General features: G+C 50.6%; 19 protein-coding genes, 1 tRNA gene and 2 pseudogenes. 9 read left to right on the top strand and 13 right to left on the bottom strand.

All coding sequences use genetic code 11. The annotated features are described in order from the left end of the window. The first annotated feature begins 11 nt into the window (after nt 1-11). The 3 genes from BM485_06710 to BM485_06700 all read left to right on the top strand — a co-directional run bounded on the left by BM485_06710 (nt 12) and on the right by BM485_06700 (nt 2,483). Nucleotides 12-1,172, top strand: a complete 1,161-nt coding sequence (locus tag BM485_06710; GenBank protein OKY75436.1) for an NADH-dependent alcohol dehydrogenase — start codon at nt 12-14, stop codon at nt 1,170-1,172. Between the two features lie 271 nt (nt 1,173-1,443). Continuing rightward, the gene (locus tag BM485_06705) at nt 1,444-1,800 is read left to right on the top strand and encodes a hypothetical protein (GenBank protein OKY75435.1); all 357 of its coding nucleotides are present in this window, start codon (nt 1,444-1,446) and stop codon (nt 1,798-1,800) included. Nucleotides 1,801-1,859: 59 nt separating this feature from the next. Next, on the top strand, nt 1,860-2,483 hold the full coding sequence (locus BM485_06700) for a hypothetical protein (GenBank protein ID OKY75434.1): 624 nt from the start codon (nt 1,860-1,862) through the stop codon (nt 2,481-2,483). Nucleotides 2,484-2,500: 17 nt separating this feature from the next. Here BM485_06700 and BM485_06695 read toward each other — a convergent pair whose 3' ends face one another. Together BM485_06695 and BM485_06690 are read right to left on the bottom strand one after the other, a co-directional pair. Beyond that, nucleotides 2,501-3,796: a hypothetical protein gene (locus BM485_06695; GenBank protein OKY75433.1), complete on the bottom strand. Its 1,296-nt coding sequence runs from the start codon at nt 3,794-3,796 to the stop codon at nt 2,501-2,503. Beyond that, the gene (locus BM485_06690; GenBank protein OKY75432.1) at nt 3,793-4,863 is read right to left on the bottom strand and encodes a hypothetical protein; all 1,071 of its coding nucleotides are present in this window, start codon (nt 4,861-4,863) and stop codon (nt 3,793-3,795) included. Before BM485_06690 ends, BM485_06695 begins: the two co-directional genes overlap by 4 nt. Nucleotides 4,864-5,291: 428 nt before the next feature. Here BM485_06690 and BM485_06685 point away from each other — a divergent pair, with 428 nt between their 5' ends. From BM485_06685 to BM485_06670, 4 genes and pseudogenes are all read left to right on the top strand, one after another. Further along, nucleotides 5,292-5,540 (top strand): hypothetical protein, encoded by a 249-nt coding sequence (locus BM485_06685; protein OKY75431.1) that lies wholly within the window; start codon nt 5,292-5,294, stop codon nt 5,538-5,540. Nucleotides 5,541-5,599: 59 nt separating this feature from the next. Next, nucleotides 5,600-6,820, top strand: a complete 1,221-nt coding sequence (locus BM485_06680) for an IS256 family transposase (GenBank protein ID OKY75430.1) — start codon at nt 5,600-5,602, stop codon at nt 6,818-6,820. A gap of 97 nt (nt 6,821-6,917) precedes the next feature. Then, nucleotides 6,918-7,079: pseudogene (locus BM485_06675) on the top strand (hypothetical protein). 57 nt (nt 7,080-7,136) lie between these two features. Next, a complete protein-coding gene (locus BM485_06670) occupies nt 7,137-7,568 on the top strand; it encodes a hypothetical protein (protein ID OKY75429.1) in 432 nt (143 codons plus the stop codon). A gap of 169 nt (nt 7,569-7,737) precedes the next feature. Here the strand turns inward: BM485_06670 and BM485_06665 are convergent, their stop codons facing one another. The 10 genes and pseudogenes from BM485_06665 to BM485_06620 all read right to left on the bottom strand — a co-directional run bounded on the left by BM485_06665 (nt 7,738) and on the right by BM485_06620 (nt 17,914). Then, nucleotides 7,738-9,000: a UDP-N-acetylglucosamine 1-carboxyvinyltransferase gene (locus BM485_06665; protein OKY75428.1), complete on the bottom strand. Its 1,263-nt coding sequence runs from the start codon at nt 8,998-9,000 to the stop codon at nt 7,738-7,740. Further along, nucleotides 9,000-9,860, bottom strand: a complete 861-nt coding sequence (locus BM485_06660) for a protein-(glutamine-N5) methyltransferase, release factor-specific (GenBank protein OKY75427.1) — start codon at nt 9,858-9,860, stop codon at nt 9,000-9,002. The genes BM485_06665 and BM485_06660 overlap by 1 nt, the downstream gene beginning before the upstream one ends. Before the next feature lie 107 nt (nt 9,861-9,967). After that, a complete protein-coding gene (locus tag BM485_06655) occupies nt 9,968-11,035 on the bottom strand; it encodes a peptide chain release factor 1 (protein ID OKY75426.1) in 1,068 nt (355 codons plus the stop codon). Between the two features lie 24 nt (nt 11,036-11,059). Beyond that, nucleotides 11,060-11,269 (bottom strand): 50S ribosomal protein L31, encoded by a 210-nt coding sequence (locus tag BM485_06650; GenBank protein OKY75425.1) that lies wholly within the window; start codon nt 11,267-11,269, stop codon nt 11,060-11,062. 161 nt (nt 11,270-11,430) lie between these two features. Further along, nucleotides 11,431-12,687: a transcription termination factor Rho gene (locus tag BM485_06645; GenBank protein ID OKY75424.1), complete on the bottom strand. Its 1,257-nt coding sequence runs from the start codon at nt 12,685-12,687 to the stop codon at nt 11,431-11,433. Continuing rightward, nucleotides 12,684-12,866, bottom strand: coding sequence for a hypothetical protein (locus tag BM485_06640; protein ID OKY75423.1), 183 nt, complete (start codon nt 12,864-12,866; stop codon nt 12,684-12,686). The genes BM485_06645 and BM485_06640 overlap by 4 nt, the downstream gene beginning before the upstream one ends. 481 nt (nt 12,867-13,347) lie before the next feature. Continuing rightward, nucleotides 13,348-13,977: a dephospho-CoA kinase gene (locus BM485_06635; protein OKY75752.1), complete on the bottom strand. Its 630-nt coding sequence runs from the start codon at nt 13,975-13,977 to the stop codon at nt 13,348-13,350. A gap of 275 nt (nt 13,978-14,252) precedes the next feature. Continuing rightward, nucleotides 14,253-14,894: an amino acid transporter gene (locus BM485_06630; GenBank protein OKY75751.1), complete on the bottom strand. Its 642-nt coding sequence runs from the start codon at nt 14,892-14,894 to the stop codon at nt 14,253-14,255. Nucleotides 14,895-14,963: 69 nt separating this feature from the next. Then, nucleotides 14,964-15,579, bottom strand: a pseudogene (locus BM485_06625) (hypothetical protein). Nucleotides 15,580-15,739: 160 nt separating this feature from the next. After that, entirely contained in the window at nt 15,740-17,914 is a 2,175-nt protein-coding gene (locus BM485_06620) for a hypothetical protein (protein OKY75422.1), read from the bottom strand. 361 nt (nt 17,915-18,275) lie between these two features. On the opposite strand from BM485_06620, the gene BM485_06615 reads away from it, so the two are divergent. Then, nucleotides 18,276-18,351: transfer RNA gene (locus tag BM485_06615), tRNA-Arg, on the top strand. Between the two features lie 211 nt (nt 18,352-18,562). Here the strand turns inward: BM485_06615 and BM485_06610 are convergent. Further along, nucleotides 18,563-18,862 (bottom strand): hypothetical protein, encoded by a 300-nt coding sequence (locus BM485_06610; protein ID OKY75421.1) that lies wholly within the window; start codon nt 18,860-18,862, stop codon nt 18,563-18,565. Nucleotides 18,863-19,138: 276 nt separating this feature from the next. Between BM485_06610 and BM485_06605 the strand changes: the two genes are divergently transcribed. Beyond that, nucleotides 19,139-20,404, top strand: a complete 1,266-nt coding sequence (locus BM485_06605; protein OKY75420.1) for an IS110 family transposase — start codon at nt 19,139-19,141, stop codon at nt 20,402-20,404. Nucleotides 20,405-20,694 lie beyond the last annotated feature (290 nt).

Here is a 20,694-nt window from a genome sequence, read left to right as displayed (position 1 = left end):
GGGAAACCACGATGCGGAACTTTGTCCTCCACAACCAAACAAAAATCCTCTTCGGCGCCGGCAATCTGACGGAAATCGGCAAGGAAACCGCTGCTTTCGGCAGAAAAGCGCTGCTGGTCTACGGGCAGGGCAGCATCAAAAAAACCGGTGTCTTTGACCGAATCACCGCCTTCCTGGGCGAAGCCGGCCTCGAGGTCATCGAACATGGCGGCGTGCAATCGAATCCCCTGCTTTCCCATGTCCGGGCAGGAATCGCCACGGCCCGCGACAACCACATCGAGGTCATCGTCGCGGCCGGAGGCGGCAGCGTGATTGACAGCGCCAAGGCCATCTCCGCCGGTGCCCTTGCCGAACATGACGTCTGGCAGTTTTTCAGGGCAAAAAAAAGCATCAGGCAAACCCTGCCGCTCACCTGCGTCCTTACCCTGGCCGCGGCGGGATCGGAGATGAACGGCGGCATGGTGATCACCAATGACGCGACCAGGCAGAAATTCGGCGTGGGCAACCGCCTGCTCAACCCCAGGGTCTCCATTCTTGATCCCACCCTCACCTTCACCGTGCCGGCCGACTACACCGCATATGGGGCCATAGACGCCGTCGCTCATATTCTCGAATTCTACTTTACCACCAGGGACCCCTCCACACCGGTCCAGGACCGGTTCATGGAAGGTCTGGTGATCACCATCATGGAGAGCTGCGATAAGGTGCTCAAAAAACCCGATGACTACCAGGGCCGGGCCGATCTCATGTGGAGTGCCACCCTGGCCCTCAACGGCTGGACCGCCGCCGGACTCGGCATGGTCGGTTTTCCCATGCATATGATCGAGCACTCCCTGAGCGCCCTTTACAACATCCCCCACGGTGCCGGCCTTTCCATCGTCATGCCGGCCTGGATGCGCCATCAGGCCCGACGGCATCCGAAGAAATTCGTCCAGTTCGGCCAACGTGTTTTCGGCCTCACCGGCGCTGAGCGCTCCGTGGCTGATCAGGGTATCGCCCTGCTCAAACAATGGTTTATGCGCATCTCAAGCCCCACGTCGCTTATCGAGGCGGGCATCGACACCGCGGATATTCCGCTCATTGCCGAAAACGCCATTGATCTGGCCGGCATATGGCGGCTCAAGGAGTACAACAAGGACATTATCGTGGAAATTCTCTCCGACTGCGCTTAAAAAAATCATTTGTTCCCTTTCTTTTTTTGTTTTTTTTTTGTAAAGACAATTTCTGGTTTCAATTAAAAAATCCTTCATTCAAAAACTGTTCTTCAAGGAATTTCCTTTTCGACTCGATAAGGAAATTGAGGAGAGCAGCAACAAAACGGCAATGGAACTCCCGGCGGAAACAGCAACCGGTAACCCCATCCAACTGATCCCGCAACGGAATTATCCACAAAAGCGGTCACCACCTGAACGCTGACAGGAATTACAGGAACACAGATTTACCATGGCAGACACAAAAACTAGCAAATCAGAGCCCATCAAGCATCACGACGACGAATTCCTCTACGAACAGGCGGTATTGCGGATGCGTCGGGAAATTGCCAAGGGAAAGACATTTTCTCAGGCATGTGAGGTACTGAAAGACATTGAAGAAAATCTTCGGCCGATTATCCAGGAAGATCTATTGAAGATTATTATTGCGGAACAACATTTCGGACAGGGTCGGGGAATCGACGATGTCGCTCTCTTTCTTGACCTGCCGTATGATACCGTGGAAGCATCCCGGACAAAAATCATCTCCGAATTCGACGAAATGTTTTCCGGCCAGCTCAGCAACAGCGGCAGCAAGTTGACACACTAGCAGTTACCCCGACCAGCAGGCGTCGAGGTCCAACCATTCATCCCCGCCTGATTCTTCACATGCGTTCCATGGATGCAATCGTTGTTTTTCAACAGGCAGGATCAGGCGAGGCAAAAATAAAGGGGATCCGCCAATACGGATCAAACCTCGTCATCACCCGCGTTTTCGACCTCCCCGCCGGGCTGCCTGAATTCATTGATGATCCGGCACCGTTTTTCCCCGACGATTTCCAGGCGGATCTGGCAATCAGCTTTCTCGCGCATCCCGATCTGCTTGACTATCTCGCCGATCGATGCCTGGAGAAACAAATCCCCCTTATCGCTTCGGGCAAAAAAAACAGCAAGGCCATTACCCCGGTCACCTGCTGCTCCCTGGGGCGCTTGCCCGGCCTGGGCCGTTACGGCGAGATCTTCGGCATTCCAGAATACGAAGTGACCCTGCGGGACAACAAAATAGTTGCGTTACAGGTGGTGCGGGGAGCGTCATGCGGAGCAAGCTGGGAGGTCACCAAAAAAATTATCGGTTTGACCGTGGACGAGGCGCGCGAATGCTTTGCCCGGGAGATCCAGTACCTTTGCCCCACCGACCCGAGCAACTTTGATCCGGTCAGCGGCAAAAGCGCCCTGCATATTGCCGGCAACGTCCATGTGAAAGCCTTGGAGAAAGCCCTGCACAAGGCGTGAAAATAAGTTTTCCCCCTTTACTGCTCCACCCTGTTCATCAATGTCCTGTGCACATAGTGAATGACCGCTTCCTTTTCCTTTTCGTTTCCGGCAAAAGGGGGCATGAAAGCAAGCTCTTTTCCCATGGCGGGTATGGTTGACCTCAGATCTGCCACGGTGAGTGGCGCGGCAAGATTCTTGATGTCATTCAAAGGACCACCGATGGAGTGGCATGAGATACAAAGGAGATTGAAAACCTCTTCCCCCTGCCGGCTGATGCCGGCTCCACTGATTTCCCGCTGATCGAGCCATTTGGCCGCCTGCAGAACACCCGTTTGTCGAACCTTTTCAACGTCGGCTTTCCGTATGGAGGTTGAATACATGTAATCGTAAATAATATACGGTCTTCTTCCCCCTTCACGGATAAACTCAAAGGTGCCGATATACATCAGACCGACAAGCAGCATCACCCCGGCAAGCAATCTGCTCACTCCGGACGGCAGCTTGATGCCCATGACAAGTCCCCCCAGAATGAGCAGCGGTGAGAAAACAACAAAGGAAGACAGAAAGGGTTTCAGGGCCGGCATTCCCTGGAAAACCAATTCCTCCACCTGTGGAGGCAGTGCGGCGCGGTACCACCAGGCTGCGCCGATAAAAAAGATGAAGGGCACCAGAAGCCAAATGGCGCTGAACTTCAGCATGGAGTCTCGCAAGTCTTTTTTCTTTAAGGCGGAAGCGGTGACAAACCCGAAGAGGCCTGCAATAATCACCGCCAGAAATGTACGAAAAAAGAGAGCCGGCCAGAAAGTTGGATTAAAAAAGGCTCCCCAGAAATTGCCGGTCTGCGGCCAGTTGCCCGGCGTCAGCATGAAATCGATAATCCCGTTGATGACAAACAGCGACATCCATGCGGCACCGAAGTAAATCCAGCCGATAAGAAGATGAGTGCGGGAGTCCAGCTTGTCAAAAGTGTAATAATAGATAAAAAGCGATACGATTTCAGTGACGAAAAAGAGCCATTCAACCCCCCAGGCAAAGACAAAGGTGTGGATCAATACCGATGTTGCGGCAGGATTCAATACGGAAATGGTAAACCAGATGCCCACCCCTGTCAGACTGCCGAGCACCATGGTCAGCAACAGAAAAAATTTTGTGTGTTTTTTCACATAATCGATGACTTCCCTGCTGTTTTCCCGAACACCTTTATATTCCGTCAAAACGAGAAAAAGCCCCCCGCCCACGGCAAAATGGGCAATATAAACATGAATTATCGCCATGACGGCAATAAGCAAGCCGCCACCCGCGAAATCGAGTTGCCAGATGGGATAATTCATGGGTTCACCTCCTTTGACTTGCAGGCAACGTGCAGCAACCAACGGACCAGAAACCCTACCCCGACAAAGAAAACAATGAAAAGAACAAATGGTGAATATTGAGGGGTAACCGGCAGATCAGACAGGGACAGGAACGGCTTCAAATAGGAAATTCGCACAAGGTCACGGGCAACGACCATAAGAAAAACGGTGAGCAAGGTCCAGATGGCAGCGGGAATAACTCGATAGGTCATGGCCTTAACAAGTGACACAGCGGCTGACGCAATCGAACCGTAGAGCACGACGGCAAACAGCATCCCGACAAAAGTGGAGGCGTCATGGGTGGAGGGTGGCAGGGTTCCGAGAAACCAGAAACCGATTCCGAAATTCACGCCGGTTGCAATGCTGAACCATCGACATCCCTGCTTGACCCATTGAACGGCTTCCGCATCACCTCTCTTTTTTTTATAATCATACAACACGGCCACGGCCAGGCTGCCGACCGCGATACCGGAAACGACGAAATGGAGATAGCGCGGAAAAAGCGTTGCGTCATCATAGTTCACCAACCAACCGTTCCGGTTGGCGAAATAATGACTCCAACTCTCCGGCATCTGCATCAAGCTGATATTATTTGTGAAAAAAAACGAAATAACGAGAAGCAGCAGGAATGCGAATCCGATCACAAAGGTGCGCAGATGGGCAAGCGCATCAAAGCGCAGATGAAAAACATAGGCGGCATAATAGGTGACAATGAGCAGACCGACGATTGCCATCCAGTATGAAGCCATAAGAACCGTGCTGGTATAAAAAAACTGGCCGTAAAGTGTCTGCAGAAAAAGCAGTGGAGCAACGCCGAAATTGATGGTAAATGCCAGCACAAACGGGAGCTTTTCCCCAATCTTTTTACTCAGGATATGCGCCCCCTCTTTCCGGGTGAAGGAAGAAACAAAGGCGACGTAGCCCGAACCGAGCAATACATTCATAGCTACAAGATGAAGAAAAGTGGTCACTGTCAGAAAGAGCTGAAGCCAGAGCCAGTGAACCGGCAGCGCATCAGGAGCCGGCACCAGTGAAACAGGGTCCATCGCATTCCTCCTCCGGGGTTTGAAAGATCCGATCTTTGCGTCCCCATTTTTTCATTTTGTGCTTATCACTTACCGAATTATATCCGCATAAAGATGTCGAAGAAATGGATTTACAGGTTTCACCAGCCGCCCCGCCGATCCACCCTTCTTTAATTATTTTATTGAAAAGACATCAAGCCTGTCAATCTAAAAGGCTAAACCATTCCACATTACCCGGCGGCAATATAACGTATTCCCTGACAACACGTTTATACGGCTGAAGTGACGGCGGGCCTGTACGGTTCTTTTCTTCTCTTTCGCTTTTCCAAAACAAAAGGGGTTTAAAAAAAATACCTGGCAAGAAAGCGCAAGAAGGGTTTATCTTAAAAATGCGGATAATAGCGTGTCATCACACTTTATTTTCAGAAAGAATAGGCCGAGGTTTCCGGATGGAAAGAAAAATTCTGGTTGCTGTGGAAGAATCCATATACAGCCATAATGCAGTACGCTATTTGTGCAGGCTTTTCGGCGATGTGAAAGATGTGCGTTTTGATCTTTTATCCCTGGTCTCCTGTACCGGCATGACAGCAGGCAAGGAGTGGCTGGAGCAGGATGAACTGCTCAATGTGCTGCGCCCTGAAAGTCGGGACAAATACAGACAAGCTGAAAGTGTGACCAGAAAAGAGGGTGTAAAATAGTTTGTGTAAATGGCTATGACTGAGTAAGTCAAAAAACTACCCTTTAAAAAGGAGCTCATATGGCCATTGATAAAGAAATTTTGGATCGTTTACTTGCCGACTACAATTACCAGAAGCCCGAAGAACTGATCGGTGAAAACGGGCTGCTCAAGCAGCTCACCAAGGCCTTACTGGAGCGGGCGTTACAGGCGGAAATGACCGTCCACCTGGGCCACGAAAAACATGGAACCATCGTCACCAAAGGCGGTAATGCCCGAAATGGTAACTCTGCAAAGACCATCAAGGGCGACTTCGGTAAAATGCCGATTGAGGTCCCGCGCGACCGCGACAGCAGTTTCGATCCGGTCATCATTCCCAAAGGGCAAACCCGCTTTCCCGGCTTTGACGACAAGATTATCTCTCTCTACTCCCGAGGGATGACTACCAGGGAGATTCAGGGGCACTTGGAAGACATTTACGGAGTTGATGTCTCTCCCACCCTGATTTCAACGGTCACCGATGCCGTTGCTGACGAGGTTAAAGTTTGGCAAAATCGCCCGTTGGACCCCATTTATCCCATTGTTTACATGGACGCTATCCGGGTTAAGGTGCGCGACAATGGGCATGTTAAGAACAAGGCGGTCTATCTGGCTATTGGCATCACCATGGACGGCGTCAAGGATGTCCTGGGAATGTGGGTTGCCGAAAACGAGGGCGCCAAGTTCTGGTTGCAGGTAGTGACTGAGCTAAGAAACCGTGGCGTGCAGGATATTTTCATTGCCTGCGTCGATGGCCTCAAGGGTTTTCCTGAAGCCATTGAGACGGTTTTCCCCTTCACCCAGGTCCAGCTCTGTCTCGTCCACATGGTGCGCAATTCCCTGAAATATGTCTCATGGAAACAGCGCAAAGAGGTGGCTGCGGATCTCAAGGCCATTTACCAATCGCCAACAGCCGAGCAGGCCGAAATGGAACTGATGACCTTTGAAGAAAAATGGGACAAAACGCATCCGTCCATCGGCCAATCCTGGCGAAGAAATTGGGAAAGAATCACCCCATTTTTTGCGTATTCGCCCGAGATACGCAAGGTGATATATACCACCAATGCTATTGAGTCGTTGAACATGTCACTGCGCAAAGTTACCAAGAACCGGGGTTCATTTCCCAATGACGAGTCGATGCTTAAACTGCTTTACATGGCGCTGAACAATATCGCCAAAAAATGGACTATGCCAATCAGAGACTGGAAGGCTGCCTTGAACCGCTTTTCAATCTTGTTCGGCGACAGAATGCCTGCATATTGAAAATTAAAAATGAAAACCATTTACACAAAATTCTTTACAGGCCCCCAGAAAATTTATTGACCTCTTCAAACAAAACGGCATTGATGAGAAGAGGCTTTCCTCTACCGTCAAGGCGACAACGTCGGCTGTTGCCTCCGAGATAATTCACCATGCCAGACACGGACTTTATGATGCTCTCGTTATCGGCCGACGCGGCCTAAGCAAAATTCAGGAATTAATCCTCGGCAGTGTCTCACAACAGATTCTCGAAAAATGCACCGATGTTCCCATCTGGATAATTGACGGGTTTGTCGACTCCCATACTTTTTTTGTCCCGGTGGATGGCACACCCTATGCGCTTAAGGCACTGGATCACCTTGCATTTATCCTCAAAGATCATCCCAGGGCGGAAATAACACTTTTTAACTCACAGGCATTTTTTACCGAGAATATCGAAGTGGATCCACAGGTCTGCTATGACTATTGGGGCAAAGAGTGGTGCGAAACACACTTCATACACCCCGACAGCCTTTTTCAGGCTCCCACGCAGATGCTTGTCGAAGCAGGCTTTCCACAAGATCGCATCCATACCCTCCAGACCACGAAAGGATTATACCCCAGCCGTCAGATTGTACGCCAAGCCCTGATGGACAACTTCGGCACCATCGTCATGGGAAGAAAAAAAGGTTTATTCAAAAAAGAAACATATAAAGGAGTAACGGACCGAGTTGTTGCTATGGCGGTTGAAACAGCCCTCTGGATTGTCTAGCCGGACTTGCTCGGCAACACACCAGCCCCATCGAAAAGCAGTGGAAAGTGCGCTCGTGTCATGTCAAGCTTGAATTGTCCTGTAGGTCGGCATACCCATGCCGACACTTCCCTGTCGGGAAAGGTTTTCCGACCTCCAAATGAAACGTCGGATGATACTTGACACGACACTAGTTCTCAGGTTCCCGCCAGATTTTTGCCCCGACTCCGGAAAGTTTCCCCACCAGATCGTCATAACCCCGGTCAAGATGATAAACGCGGGATATTTCCGTGCGACCCTGGGCGGCAAGACCGGCAATAACCAGCGAAGCACTGGCCCTGAGGTCGGTTGCCATCACCCGGGCGCCGGTCAGCTTGCCGGTTCCCTTGACAATGGCCTTGCCGCCGTCAACCCTGATGTCGGCGCCCATCCGCCGCAATTCAGCAACGTGCATGAAACGGTTTTCAAAAATATTTTCGTGAATGACGCTCAGCCCTTCGGTGAAAGTCATCAAGGCCATTATCTGCGCCTGCAGATCCGTGGCAAATCCCGGATAGGGCATGGTTTTGATATCAACGTTCTTCAAGGGTCCGGATCGGATAACCCGGATGGAATCCTTTCCTTCTTCAAGATACAGACCGGCATGCCGAAGTTTTTCAAAAAGTGAAGGAAGATGAGCCGGTTTGCAGCCGGTCAGAGTGAGGTCGCCGCCGGCTGCGCCGACTGCGATAAGATAGGTTCCTGCTTCTATCCGGTCGGGAATGATTTCAATTTCAGCGGGGTGAAGTTCAGCCACCCCGCAAATGGTGAGCTTGTCCGTGTCGCGGCCCTCGATTTTGGCCCCCATTCTGGTCAACATATCAATCAGGTTGCCGATTTCCGGCTCCTTGGCGGCATTCTTGATAACAGTTGTCCCTTCACAAAGGGCCGCCGCCATCAGAATGTTTTCCGTTCCGGTGACCGAGGGGATATCGAAATAAACGGTTCCGCCCCGCAGTTTGCCGGTGACATGGGCATCGACATATCCTTCCTCAAGTTCAAGCTGGGCCCCGAGCTTCTGAAAACCCTGCATATGAAAATCAATGGGACGGGCGCCGATGGCGCAGCCGCCGGGCAACGACACCCTGGCTCGACCCAAGCGGGCAAGCAGCGGCCCGAGAACCAGCACCGAAGCGCGCATGGTTTTCACCAGATCATAGGAGGCCTCGAACTTCGTCACATTGTCCGAATTGACCCGCAGCACATTGCCGTCAAGCCTTTCATAGGTTGCGCCCAGGCTTTCCAGCAGTTGCAGGATCGTCCTGATGTCACGCAGTTGCGGCACATTATGTATCGTATGCACCCCGGGACAAAGCAATGTCGCGGCAATAATCGGCAGAGCCCCGTTTTTGGCGCCGCTGATTTTGATCTCGCCCTGCAGACTTCTGCCGCCTTCTATAACAATTTTATCCATCATGACCGCCTTGCGTGAAAAATTCTCGGCAACCCCGCGTAATCCTCATACACGGTGAGGCCGTCAAATTGTGAAAACGAAGAAAAAAGATCCATGACCAAGGAACCCTGATCCGCGCCGATCTCCATAAAGAAACGCCCGCCTGTTTTCAGCACGTCGGCTACCTGCCCGGCAAACCCGGCAATGACCTCCATCCCCTTTTCGCCGCCGTCAAGGGCCAAACGGGGTTCAAAACGGCTCACCTCAGGCTGCAGCGTTGCAAATGTTTCCCGCGCAACATAGGGAGGATTGCTGATGACGAGATCAAAAAGTGGAATCGGCCGGATGGCGGACAGCCAGTCGGCATTGATAAACGATATCTTTTCCGCAACCCCATGCCGCAGGGCATTACGGCGGGCAACCACCTGAGCGGCCCGGGAAATATCAAGACTGGAGACAGAGGCGCCGGCAAGCTCCAAAGCCAGGACAATGGGAATGACCCCGCTGCCGGTTCCCATATCCAGGAGCGACAGGTCTGTCATTTTTCGACCGTCACCCTTTATGACCTGGAGAACGATTTCAAGCAGGAACTCCGTTTCCGGCCGGGGTATCAGCACGTCGCTGTTCACATAAAAGGGCAATGACCAGAACTCCTGCTCTTCGAGAATATAGGCCAGCGGCTCCCGTTGCAGGCGTCTCTCCAGATACACGGCAAAACGTTCGGAGACCGAGTCAGGCACCTCTTTTTCATGGAGAAGAACTTGGGTGCGGGAAAGATCGAGCAGATGACCGACAAGAAGAGACGATTCTATTTCCGGGTCCGGAATACCGGCTTCTTTCAGGCGGTGAATGCCATGCTGATAAAGATCGTGGGCTTTCATGCGGACGGATACCGGGAAGAACCAGCGGAAAAAATGATTGAACAAAGAGGAAGCGGGGAAAGAGGCGCTGAAAAAATTACCTGATTGGTTCGATCCTTCATCACATGCTACTGCAAACTTTTCAGTGATTCTGCCTGATTATGGGCGATTAACGGCTCGATGACGCTGTTGAGCTTGCCGAGCATGATATCGTCAAGCTTGTAAAGAGTCAGATTGATGCGGTGATCCGTCATACGACCCTGGGGAAAATTATAGGTACGTATCCGTTCACTGCGATCCCCCGACCCAACCTGGATCTTCCGCTGCTCGGAGATGCGGTCATGCTGTTCCTGCTGGATCTGATCAAGCAGTCGGGCACGCAACACCTTCAACGCCTTGGCCTTGTTTTTATGCTGGGATTTCTCGTCCTGGCAGGTGGCCACCATGCCGGTGGGGAGGTGGGTAACACGGACTGCGGAATCAGTGGTATTAACGCTCTGACCGCCGGGTCCGGAGGAACGGAAAACGTCGAAACGCAACTCATTAGGGTCAATATGCAGCTCCACTTCTTCCACTTCGGGAATAACCGCCACCGTAACCGCCGAGGTGTGTATCCTGCCCTGGGCCTCTGTTTCAGGAACCCTCTGTACCCGGTGCACGCCGGATTCATACTTGAGCCGGCTGTATACCTGTTCGCCGCTGATCAGGACGATGATCTCCTTGAAACCGCCAATGCCGATGGGATTGCTGCTCATCACCTCGACACGCCAGCCCTGCAGTTCAGCATACTTCGAATACATGCGATAAAGATCACTGACAAAAAGGGCCGCCTCGTCACCGCCCGTGCCGGCGCGGATCTCAAGAAGAATATTTTTTTCATCATTGGGATCCTTGGGAAGCAAGGTGATGCGCAGCTCTTTCTCAAGCTGCCTGGCCCTGGCGTTCAACTCCGCGATATCGTTTTTCGCCAGTTCCCGCATTTCCTCATCGCCTTCCTGATGAAGAAGCTCCTGGCTCTCGGCCAGCTCCCGGCTCACCTTTTCATATTGCGTATACAGCTGATGAAGTTTCGCAACCCGGGAATGCTCCCTGGCCACCCGTTTGTACTCGCCTTGATCAGCGAGCACTGCCGGGTCGGAAAGCATTCCCTCAAGCTCGGCGAGCTTTTCGTCAATATCGGCAAATTGGGCGAACATGGAAGGGAATATGGGAAAAACCGATTATTTATTCAGAGTTTTTCCATATTTCTTCAAGAATTTCTCAACCCGGCCGGTGGTGTCAATGAGCTTCTGCTTACCGGTAAAAAACGGGTGGCACGCTGAACAGATCTCAACTTTCATCTCAGTCTCGACACTGCCGATGGCTACCTCATTGCCGCATGCGCAAACGGCATTAAACTTATGATATTCAGGATGGATATCTTTTTTCATCTCACAACCTCCAAAAAATGTATATGCTGAAATCGTCGCAGGTCGGCTGCTTCATAATGCCGACTTTTTCAAACGGGGAACAGCTGAATATAAACGACCTACTTTTTTTTGCAATCATAATAACAACGACACCAATTCAATTTCGTTTGAATCTTCGTTCATCACCCATGCATCAAATCAAAAAAATCCTGATTTGTCTTGGTTCCCTTCATCTTGTCGAGCAAAAACTCCATGGCATCGGCAGCTTTCATGTTGGAAAGAAGCTTGCGCAGAATCCAGGTGCGGTTGATGACGTCGGGAGTAAGCAGCAGATCTTCCTTCCGAGTGCCGGATTTGTTGATGTCCATGGCCGGGAAAAGTCGACGGTCGGCCATTTTGCGGTCAAGGACGATTTCCATATTACCCGTGCCCTTGAACTCCTCAAAAATAACCTCGTCCATCCGGCTGCCGGTTTCAATCAGGGCAGTGGCGATGATCGACAGGCTGCCCCCTTCTTCAATATTCCGGGCGGCGCCGAAAAAGCGTTTCGGACGGTGCAGGGCATTGGAATCAACACCACCGGAAAGAATTTTACCGCTTGAGGGCATGACGGTGTTGTATGCGCGGGCCAGGCGGGTGATACTGTCAAGCAGAATAACCACGTCAAATTTATGCTCAACCAGCCTTTTCGCCTTCTGCAGCACCATCTCCGCCACCTGAATATGCCGCTGGGGGGGTTCGTCGAAGGTCGAGCTGATCACCTCGGCATTGACGCTGCGCGCCATGTCGGTAACCTCTTCAGGCCGCTCGTCAATGAGCAGAACAATCAGGATGATTTCCTTATGATTCTTGGTGATGCTGTTGGCAATATCCTTCAGCAGAACCGTCTTGCCGGTTCGGGGAGGAGCGACAATCAAACCGCGCTGCCCCTTACCGATGGGAGACATCATATCCATCATGCGCACGGAATAGTTGTCGGGTTCATTTTCCAGCACGATCCGCTCTTCCGGATGAAGGGGGGTCAGGTTGGCAAAAATGGTTTTGTTCTTGGCGTTTTCCGGCGGCTGGTAGTTGACGCTCTCCACCTTCAGCAGAGCGAAATAACGCTCCCCTTCCTTTGGTGAACGAACCAGACCGTCGATACTGTCGCCGGTACGCAGATTGAGCCGGCGGATCTGTGACGGAGAAACATAAATGTCGTCAGGACCTGGCAGATAGTTAAAATCCGGCGAGCGGAGAAAGCCGAATCCATCCGGCAGCACCTCCAGCACACCATTTCCCCGGACCACACCGTTTTTTTCCATCTCTTTGGTTTTGGTCTGGATAATTGCAAAGATCAATTCCTGCTTGCGCATCGAGCTGAAACCTTCAACGCCAAGCTCTTTGGCCAGCTTGGTCAACTCATTGATCTTCATTACTTTTAAATCGGTTAAATTCATCTGCCTTTTTTTCTCCTCAACAAATTGTGACGGGACGGCTTTCGCCGCTGACCCGCCGGTTCATACTTTAAATTTTTCAGACAACCTGAAAAACCGTATTTTCTTTCGATCAAGGCACCCTGGTTGATTTTTTCATCCTCGCGCCCGCGGAATTGAAAATCCTCCCAAAGATGCTCCATATGATCGAAAAATCATCTTTTCAAGTTAGCCTGCTGATTGAATATGAGTCCTCCACCGCATCCGGGGAGTTTGACTCACTGCTCCTGCATTGATTTTTTTCTTGAGACGGCGCACACTTTTCCGGTTTCACGAAGCGAGCCGCGCAGGCCTGCTAACTGCCGGACGAAATCCGTTTTATTAAAGAGGCGAAAGATGGACCAGACAAGCATGAAAACCTTACCAATGCAAGGTAACGAGGTTAGAAAATGTCAGAAACGACACATCTTGCGCAGCGGATTACGTCCGTTAAAAAAAGAGAATATTATAAAAATAGATATTTGTAGATATGCTAGGTTATTTCTGTGAAAGTAAATGATTCGATAAATTACGAAAATGAAACGGAACGATTACGATCTCAACGATCTGTTAATTTGTCGCACGTGGAAGGATCAGGGATACTAATGATATTTGCTGTATTTCTCCTATACTGTCAAGATTTTTTTATAGACTTTTTTTTGAAGTGCCCGTTTCGCACTTCCCCCAGAGCAATTCACCAAGATGGGAAAGCTGTATGCAGGCGTCAGCCCACAGTCCGCTGTTGTTCACCACATGGTCGGCGCGCAGGGCCTTTCCCCGAAGAGACCATTGGGAAAAAATCGACTTTTCCGCCAGCTCACGCGGAACACCGTCGCGCGCCATCACTCGTTCCACGCATTTTTCCGGCTCCGCATAGACGACAATCACCCGGGAAAACAGATCCTGCCAGTTCGCTTCATACAGAAGCGGCACCTCAAGAAGAAAACGGCTCTGCCCGCTCTCGCGATGTTCCCCCTGGATTTTCCCCAGCAGCGCCTGACGAACCAGGGGATGCATTCTCTCGTTTACCTGTCGGCGCAGGGCGGCATCACCAAAGAGGGCTTGCCGAAAAAACGGCTTCTTGACGGTTTGATCCTCGTTCAGAAAGGACGTGTCGAGATCACGAACCACCTGCCAGCAGGACCGGTGCGGCTCAAGCAATTCATGCACGATCCGGTCGGCACTGAAACATGAAACGGCAAACCTGCGGCAGAGGAAACGCGCCACGGCGCTTTTCCCCGATCCCATGCCGCCCGTCAGCCCGGTTACATCCATTTTTTCCGCCAAAACGTCTTGCTCTCTTATTTTTCTTTCCAATTGACGATGCGCCGTTTACCATAGGGTCTCATGAAAAATGAACCGGAATTACATCTCACCTGTATTTTCTGCGGCGGCAGAGCGGAAATAAAAGGACGCTGAAGCAGCGCCCGGGTGGTCTGCACGGTGTGCGGCATGGAAACAAAAGTTGATCTTTACAGCGACCAGATCAGGGATTGGCAGGACAGCGCCTGCCGTTTTTTCACCGATTCCCCGGACACGAACTGACCCGCCTACCCTGCCAACACGGGAAAAAGCTGTTTCAAACCGTTTGCGATAAATTCAACTCCCACCGCGGTCATGATCAGGCCCATGATCCTGGTCACGACATTAATTCCCGTTTTTCCCAGCATTTTTGCCAGCCCCGGCGCAAGCCGCAGAATAATCCAGGTCAGCCCTGCCAGCAAAACAATTTCAGCAAAGAGAACGCCATAATGAAAGACGGTGGAATCGCGCTGGGCATAGAGAATAACCGTGCTGACGGCACCCGGTCCGGCAAGAAGCGGGGTGCCGAGGGGCACGACCGCCACGCTATCCCGATCAGCCGAATCATGAACCTCCTCCTCCGTCTGTTTCACCCGACTCACCGCGCCATGCAGCATTGAAATGGCCATGAGCAGGATAAGAATGCCGCCCCCCACCTTGAAGGAGCCAACCGTAATCCCGAAAAAACGCAGGATCAGTTCGCCGCTGAACAAAACAAGCAGCAGAATAACCGCCACGGAAAAGGCGGCCGTCAGTGCCGTCCGATGACGCGCCCTTTCACTTTGTTCCACAGTCAGGTTGACAAATATCGGCACGACACCGATGGGGTTGACGATGGCAACAAGGGCGGCAAAAAATTTCAGGTACTCATTCCAGGTTCCACTTTCCACGGTATCACCAGCGTGCTGACTCCCGGCAAATAGCCCGGGAAACAAATCCATGTCCGTCTTCCGCTCGACTCACAGGCCGGGCATCGCCCTCTTTCCCTGCTTCTCCCCTTCGATGATGCCCGCGGTCATGACAAACTGCATGGCCTGTTCCATGGTCACATCAAGCGGTTCCAACATCGCTCGGGGAACCAGCGCCGTATACCCGCCGATCTGATAGCTCAGGGGAAAATAAACGGCCACCTTTTCCTCTCCCGGTAACGAATGGAGAAAAGCGACTTCATCCTGTGTGACAAATCCGATCAGCTTCACCCCCGTGTTGCCCAGAGTAACGGCAACAACCTGTCGGGGCCCCTTTTCCTTGCCCTGGGAGAGAAAGGCCAGAAAATCACGCACCGCGCCGTAAATGCTCTTTATAAACGGGACCCGGTATATTAAACTCTTCCACCCACGCAACCACCTTGCGGGCAAAAAAGTTTTCCATCATGAAACCGACCGCCAGCACCACGCCAATACCGGCAACCAGGCCCATGCCGGGACGATACCAGCCATCAGGCAAGGCAATCTGCAGCAATCCGCCCAGGACATGCTCAGCCGTTGTCATGAGCCAAACCAGAAGATACAGGGTTGCGGCGATCGGCAGGATCGCCACGAGGCCTTTCAGCAGAATTTTATTTAATTTCATAATGGTAAATGCAAAAATCCGGGATCAAAATGAGAAGCTGCAACATCAAGAACTCTTCTTTTTCGCCGACAGCGGCAAAAACGCAGCCGCCGTTGTTCGGCGCATACCGACTCAATCATAACGTAAAATTAGTTTTAAATCTTTCTTTTCAGCAGAAACGGCATCACTCATCGTCGCCATTGTCGGCCGGGGTTTCCGAGACAGGAAGGTCTACCGTGGCAACCGTCGGTTCGCCCGGCGTGCTTGCCAGGGAAAGATAGCCGTTGTGATCGCGGATGAGGCCCTTGCTGATGTTCAGACCGAGACCCGTACCCTCGCCCGGTGGCTTGGTGGTGAAAAGGGTGTCGAAAATATGGTCGATGACATCCTGGGAAATGCCCGACCCCCAGTCGCTTACCGTGGTTCGGATAAAATCCCTTCCGTCCTGCCTGACAACGGCACTGGCAATTTCGATGCGCTTCTCAGGGTTTTGCCCCGGATATTTTTCATTCAACGCATAATTGGCATTGGTCAACAGATTGACAAAGACCTGCTGCAGTTGCTGGGGATTGCCCTTGAGCAAAGGAAGTTCTTCCGGCACATTGACGGTCACCTGAACACCATCCTTGTGCAATTGATGCATGAGCAGAGAAAGACTGTCTTGAATGATGTCGCTTAGCTTGATGCGTTCAACGATTTCATCCCGCTGCCGGGCAAAGGAAAGAAGGTTCTTGACGATGGTTGAAATACGTTCCCCTTCCTTGATAATACGCCCCATAATGTCTTTGTGAACGCTATCCGCTTCGTCCTTTTCCTCATGATCATCCATGAGAATCTGTGCATAATTGATGATTCCATTAATGGGATTGTTGATTTCATGAGCCACCCCGGCCGCGAGTTCGCCTATGGCGGCAAGTTGCCCGGTGCGAAGGGCTTCCTCTTTCCTTATTTTTTCCTGGGTGATGTCGCGCACGGTTATGATGAGAAGATGGCTCATGCCATGCACCATTTCACTGAATGATATCTGCACCGGAAATGTCGAGCCGTCTTTCCGTTTGCCTGTCAGCTCTTTCTGGCTGCCCATGGCTTTTTTCATGTCAAAATGAAAATCGTGCTGTTTTCCCGCAATCCAGTCGGCGCTTTCCGGAAACTCAATGAGCCTGTCAAGATTGTAACCGACAATCTCTGCCGGCTGATAACCGAACATTTTGAGCGCCGCGCTGTTTAACGTCTCGATGTTTCCGGACTGGTCCATGGTGACAAGTCCATCAAGCATGTTGTCGATAATGGATCTGGTTTTCGCTTCCGCCTGTTCACGCTCCAGCATGGACTGCCTGATCCGGCAGGAGCCGAGGAAAATGCCGACCAAACCGAGGCCAAGGAGAATTGCATGGGCCAGGGAAAACATGAAGACATCTTTCCTGTAAATGGAAAAAAGGAGTGACATGGGCACTGAAACGCTGATGCCGCCGCGGATATCATCAACATCGTAACCTTGCGCAGCGTGGCATTTCAGGCAGCCGACCTCGGTTACCAGTGGACGCATCAAGCGCAGGTAGGGTTCGCCATTAATATCTTCAATGGAACTGACCTCTTTTACCCCTTCTTCAAACTGATCCAGGGCATCGGTTTCCCAACTGTCGGCGGCATTTTCCGAGCGGATGGGATCAAGGCTGGTGATGTGACCATGAATACCGGAAAGGGGTGTCTGCATCTCATAAACCTGGCGGATCATGTATTCCGGATTGACCAGGGTTAATGATTTGCCTAACGATGTGGTTGCCTCATACTCCGGAACATGCTGCAGATAAGGATTCGGCTGGGTCTTCGGGGAAATCGGCACAAAGACCCCGTCGTTTTCCGTGGCCCAGCGATAATAGACCAGATCCTTCTGGTATATTGTCCTGGCCTCGTTGAGGGCAACCTGCAACACTTCCTGCTTCTGCCTGACGATATTCCAGCCCAGGGAAAAGCAGACGATAATTGCCCAGAAAGCTGCTATAAACCAGACATACGGCCCCATGCCGGGTGACATCGAGTGGCTGCCGAAGGACTCTTCCTGGATGTTGCTTTCGAGCAAGGTACAGAGAATAATGGTCAAAAGACACATGATACTGCCGACGACAAAATGCTCCTGATCAAAATAGGCGATTTCCGGATGAAGAAAAAAATCAACGAGAGCATCCAGATTCCCGGCCAGGACAGCCATCAGAAAATAAGCAAAAAAGCGGGCGCGCTTTTTGGACGCATGTAAAAATTCGTAAAATTTATTTTTCCCCATGCTTTCACTTCCTTGATCAAAATTGCCGGGCGGTGGTTCCTGTTCATTTGCTTGCCGACCCGCCCCGAGCCGCGGCATAACGACACCATGGATGCCTGCAGAGCAGTGACGGTATAAAAAAGCGTACCGAAATCGCCGCAAAGAGACAAGTTATTCCGTAACGCCTTCCAACGTTGAGCGATTCATCGTTTTTACGCAAGGAAATTAACGCGAGAATGAAGCGCGCGTCAATTTGACGCAAAGCGGATCTTTGCCTCCTTAAAAAGAAAAAACAGAGAAAATGCCCTTCAGGAAAGAAACAAAACCACACATCGGCAAGGCCGCAACTCGACAAATCGGTGTTGGCGCTCCCACCCCGATCAGCCGGGCCACGCGACGATTGACATGGAAAATTTGTTGTTTCTCCGATTACTATACGTTATATAAGTGCCAACACAATGCCCTCGTAGCTCAGTGGATAGAGCACAGGATTCCTAATCCTGGAGTCGTAGGTTCGATTCCTACCGGGGGCACCAGAAAACAATAAAGGACTTTCAAGCGATATCAGCTTGTTAGTCCTTTTTTTGTTTCCAGTGGATTTCATTTTTATTATTTCCTTTGCTCTTAATTGTTTGAAATTGTGTGTTATTTTTCTTAGTTATAAAAGAAAATACATAAAAACAACAAGCTCGAAAACCTTAATAAGCAATGCTTTTCTTGTTTCTTTATTAGGGAGGATAGTTTGACTTACTGCCCCGCGGAGGTCATTTCCAGACGGTCGGCGAATATTTCGAATTTGGGCACCAGTTCGGTGGTGTAATCGTTGTGGATAATGGTGTTGATGACTGCCTCGCGAAGGGCGATCCGGTTCCAGAGGTTGCGGTTTATCCGTTTTCTCGGCGTTATTTTGGTGATGGTTCGATTTCCAATGCCTTCAAGCCTGTCCAGTACCTGCTTGCAGGTCTTGACGAGACAGCAGAAGCCGTAATCCTTTTCGGACATTCCGTACTTTTTGAGGTAATAGGGCTTTTCAGAACCACTGGCCACGATAATCTTGACGATGTCCTTACCATCGTGGCTTTCCTGGATGACATCGAACAGGCCAAGACAAGATGGCTGCCACTTATATTGACCTTCTTGTTAGAAGGGCAGTATTTTGTACACTGAAAAGGACTGTTTTGTCATTTTTTGCATGTAAAAGAATTTGTGATTACCACTAACCCCCATCCCCGTGGACGGGAACAACGAAGCATGAAACTTTGAGAAAAATAGGCCATAGTTATTCCCTAAATTTTCCATCACGAAAACAAAAGGAGGATAACCATGGCCAGGAAGGGAAAAGATACCAGATTACTATCAGTCATACACCCAATTTGTTGTGGACTTGATGTTCACAAAGGGAAAATTTCAGCCTGCTTGATCACAATGGACCAAACAGGCAAAGAAGCATACGAAATACGCGAGTATGGCACATTCACCGATGAACTTATCGAGTTACGGGAGTGGTTGATAGATAGCCACTGTCCCATTGTTGCCATGGAAAGCACAGGAGTATACTGGCGTCCGGTTCATAATATAATTGAAGGGTACCTGGAAGTCATTCTTGTCAATGCTCGTCATGTAAAAAATGTACCAGGCCGCAAGACCGACATTGAAGATAGCCGCTGGCTTGCTGGTTTACTCAGGGTAGGACTTGTCCGTGGCAGCTTTATTCCCGAGAAGTCAGTTCGCCATTGGCGGGAATTGGGTCGGAGCAGGAAGAAATACAGTCAAAGTCTCGGAGACCACAAAAGACGTGTTCATAAGGTTTTCGAGACGGCCAATATCAAGATCGACAGTGTTGTATCAGATCTTTTTGGAGTAACGGGTCGGAATCTGATAGAGCTTCTCTGTGCCGCGGAATCACCAATCGGCCTTGAGCAAATAGAACAATGCACCAAGGGCAGTTTGAAGTCGAAAGTAAAAGAGTTGTATCGAAGCATACAGGGCTTTTTTGAAGATCACCATCGTTTCTTGCTGATGAGTTTGATGAGGATGATCACAATCATCGAGACGGAAATAGCCATCATCACAGAACGGATGCAGGCAATGATGTCCAGCCATGATGACATAATCAGCCGTCTTGATGTTGTTCCGGGGATAAATGAAGTTTCTGCTCAATATGTCCTCGGTGAACTTGGACCAACCCTGCAAGAGTTTTCCTCCTCAGGGGCACTGGCGTCCTGGTCAGGATTATGCCCGGGGAACAATGAAAGTGCAGGCAAAAGGCGTAGCGGGAAGTCGCCTGTTCGCAAGCATGTTTTCAAGACTGTCATGGTGGAGATAGCCTGGGCGGCGGTAAAAACAAAAGGGACGTATTACCGAGACAAATATTACCGGATTCGAGCCCGATTAGGTCCACGAAAAGCCATTGTGGCAATAGCCCATCGGATACTGAAGGCCATTTACGCAATTATCAAGAATGGTGAGGAATATAAAGAGCTTGGAGAGGATTATCTTTCCAGGAAGAATGCCGAGAACAAGATAACCATATTGAAAAGAAAGGCAAAAGAATTGGGTTATGAACTGGTGCCCATTGCGGCATCATAAGGGTAATAAGACCTGCGAAGAAATAAATTACGTCAGCAGAGGTCGATTGTTAACTGAAGCCATTGAGCGCGGCACTAACATGACCGACAGCCATCTGTACAACGAATTGTCAGTCCGTATTACGGAACTACGAATATAAAAATTATCTGCCAGAGGCTGATTCTGACACAATTAAAAAAAAAAGGACTTTGTTGCCCCCCAAACTGAGAGTTTCATATAAACCTTTGTTGATTAATAAATCAAATCTTCCTTCCACTTTTTTTCGGGAGGGATTGGGTGTATCTGCTTCC

The organism is Desulfobulbaceae bacterium DB1 (assembly GCA_001914235.1).
Taxonomy (GTDB): domain Bacteria; phylum Desulfobacterota; class Desulfobulbia; order Desulfobulbales; family SURF-16; genus DB1.
Note: the sequence above shows the minus strand (reverse complement) of the source record. Positions and strands in the feature narration are given on the sequence as shown.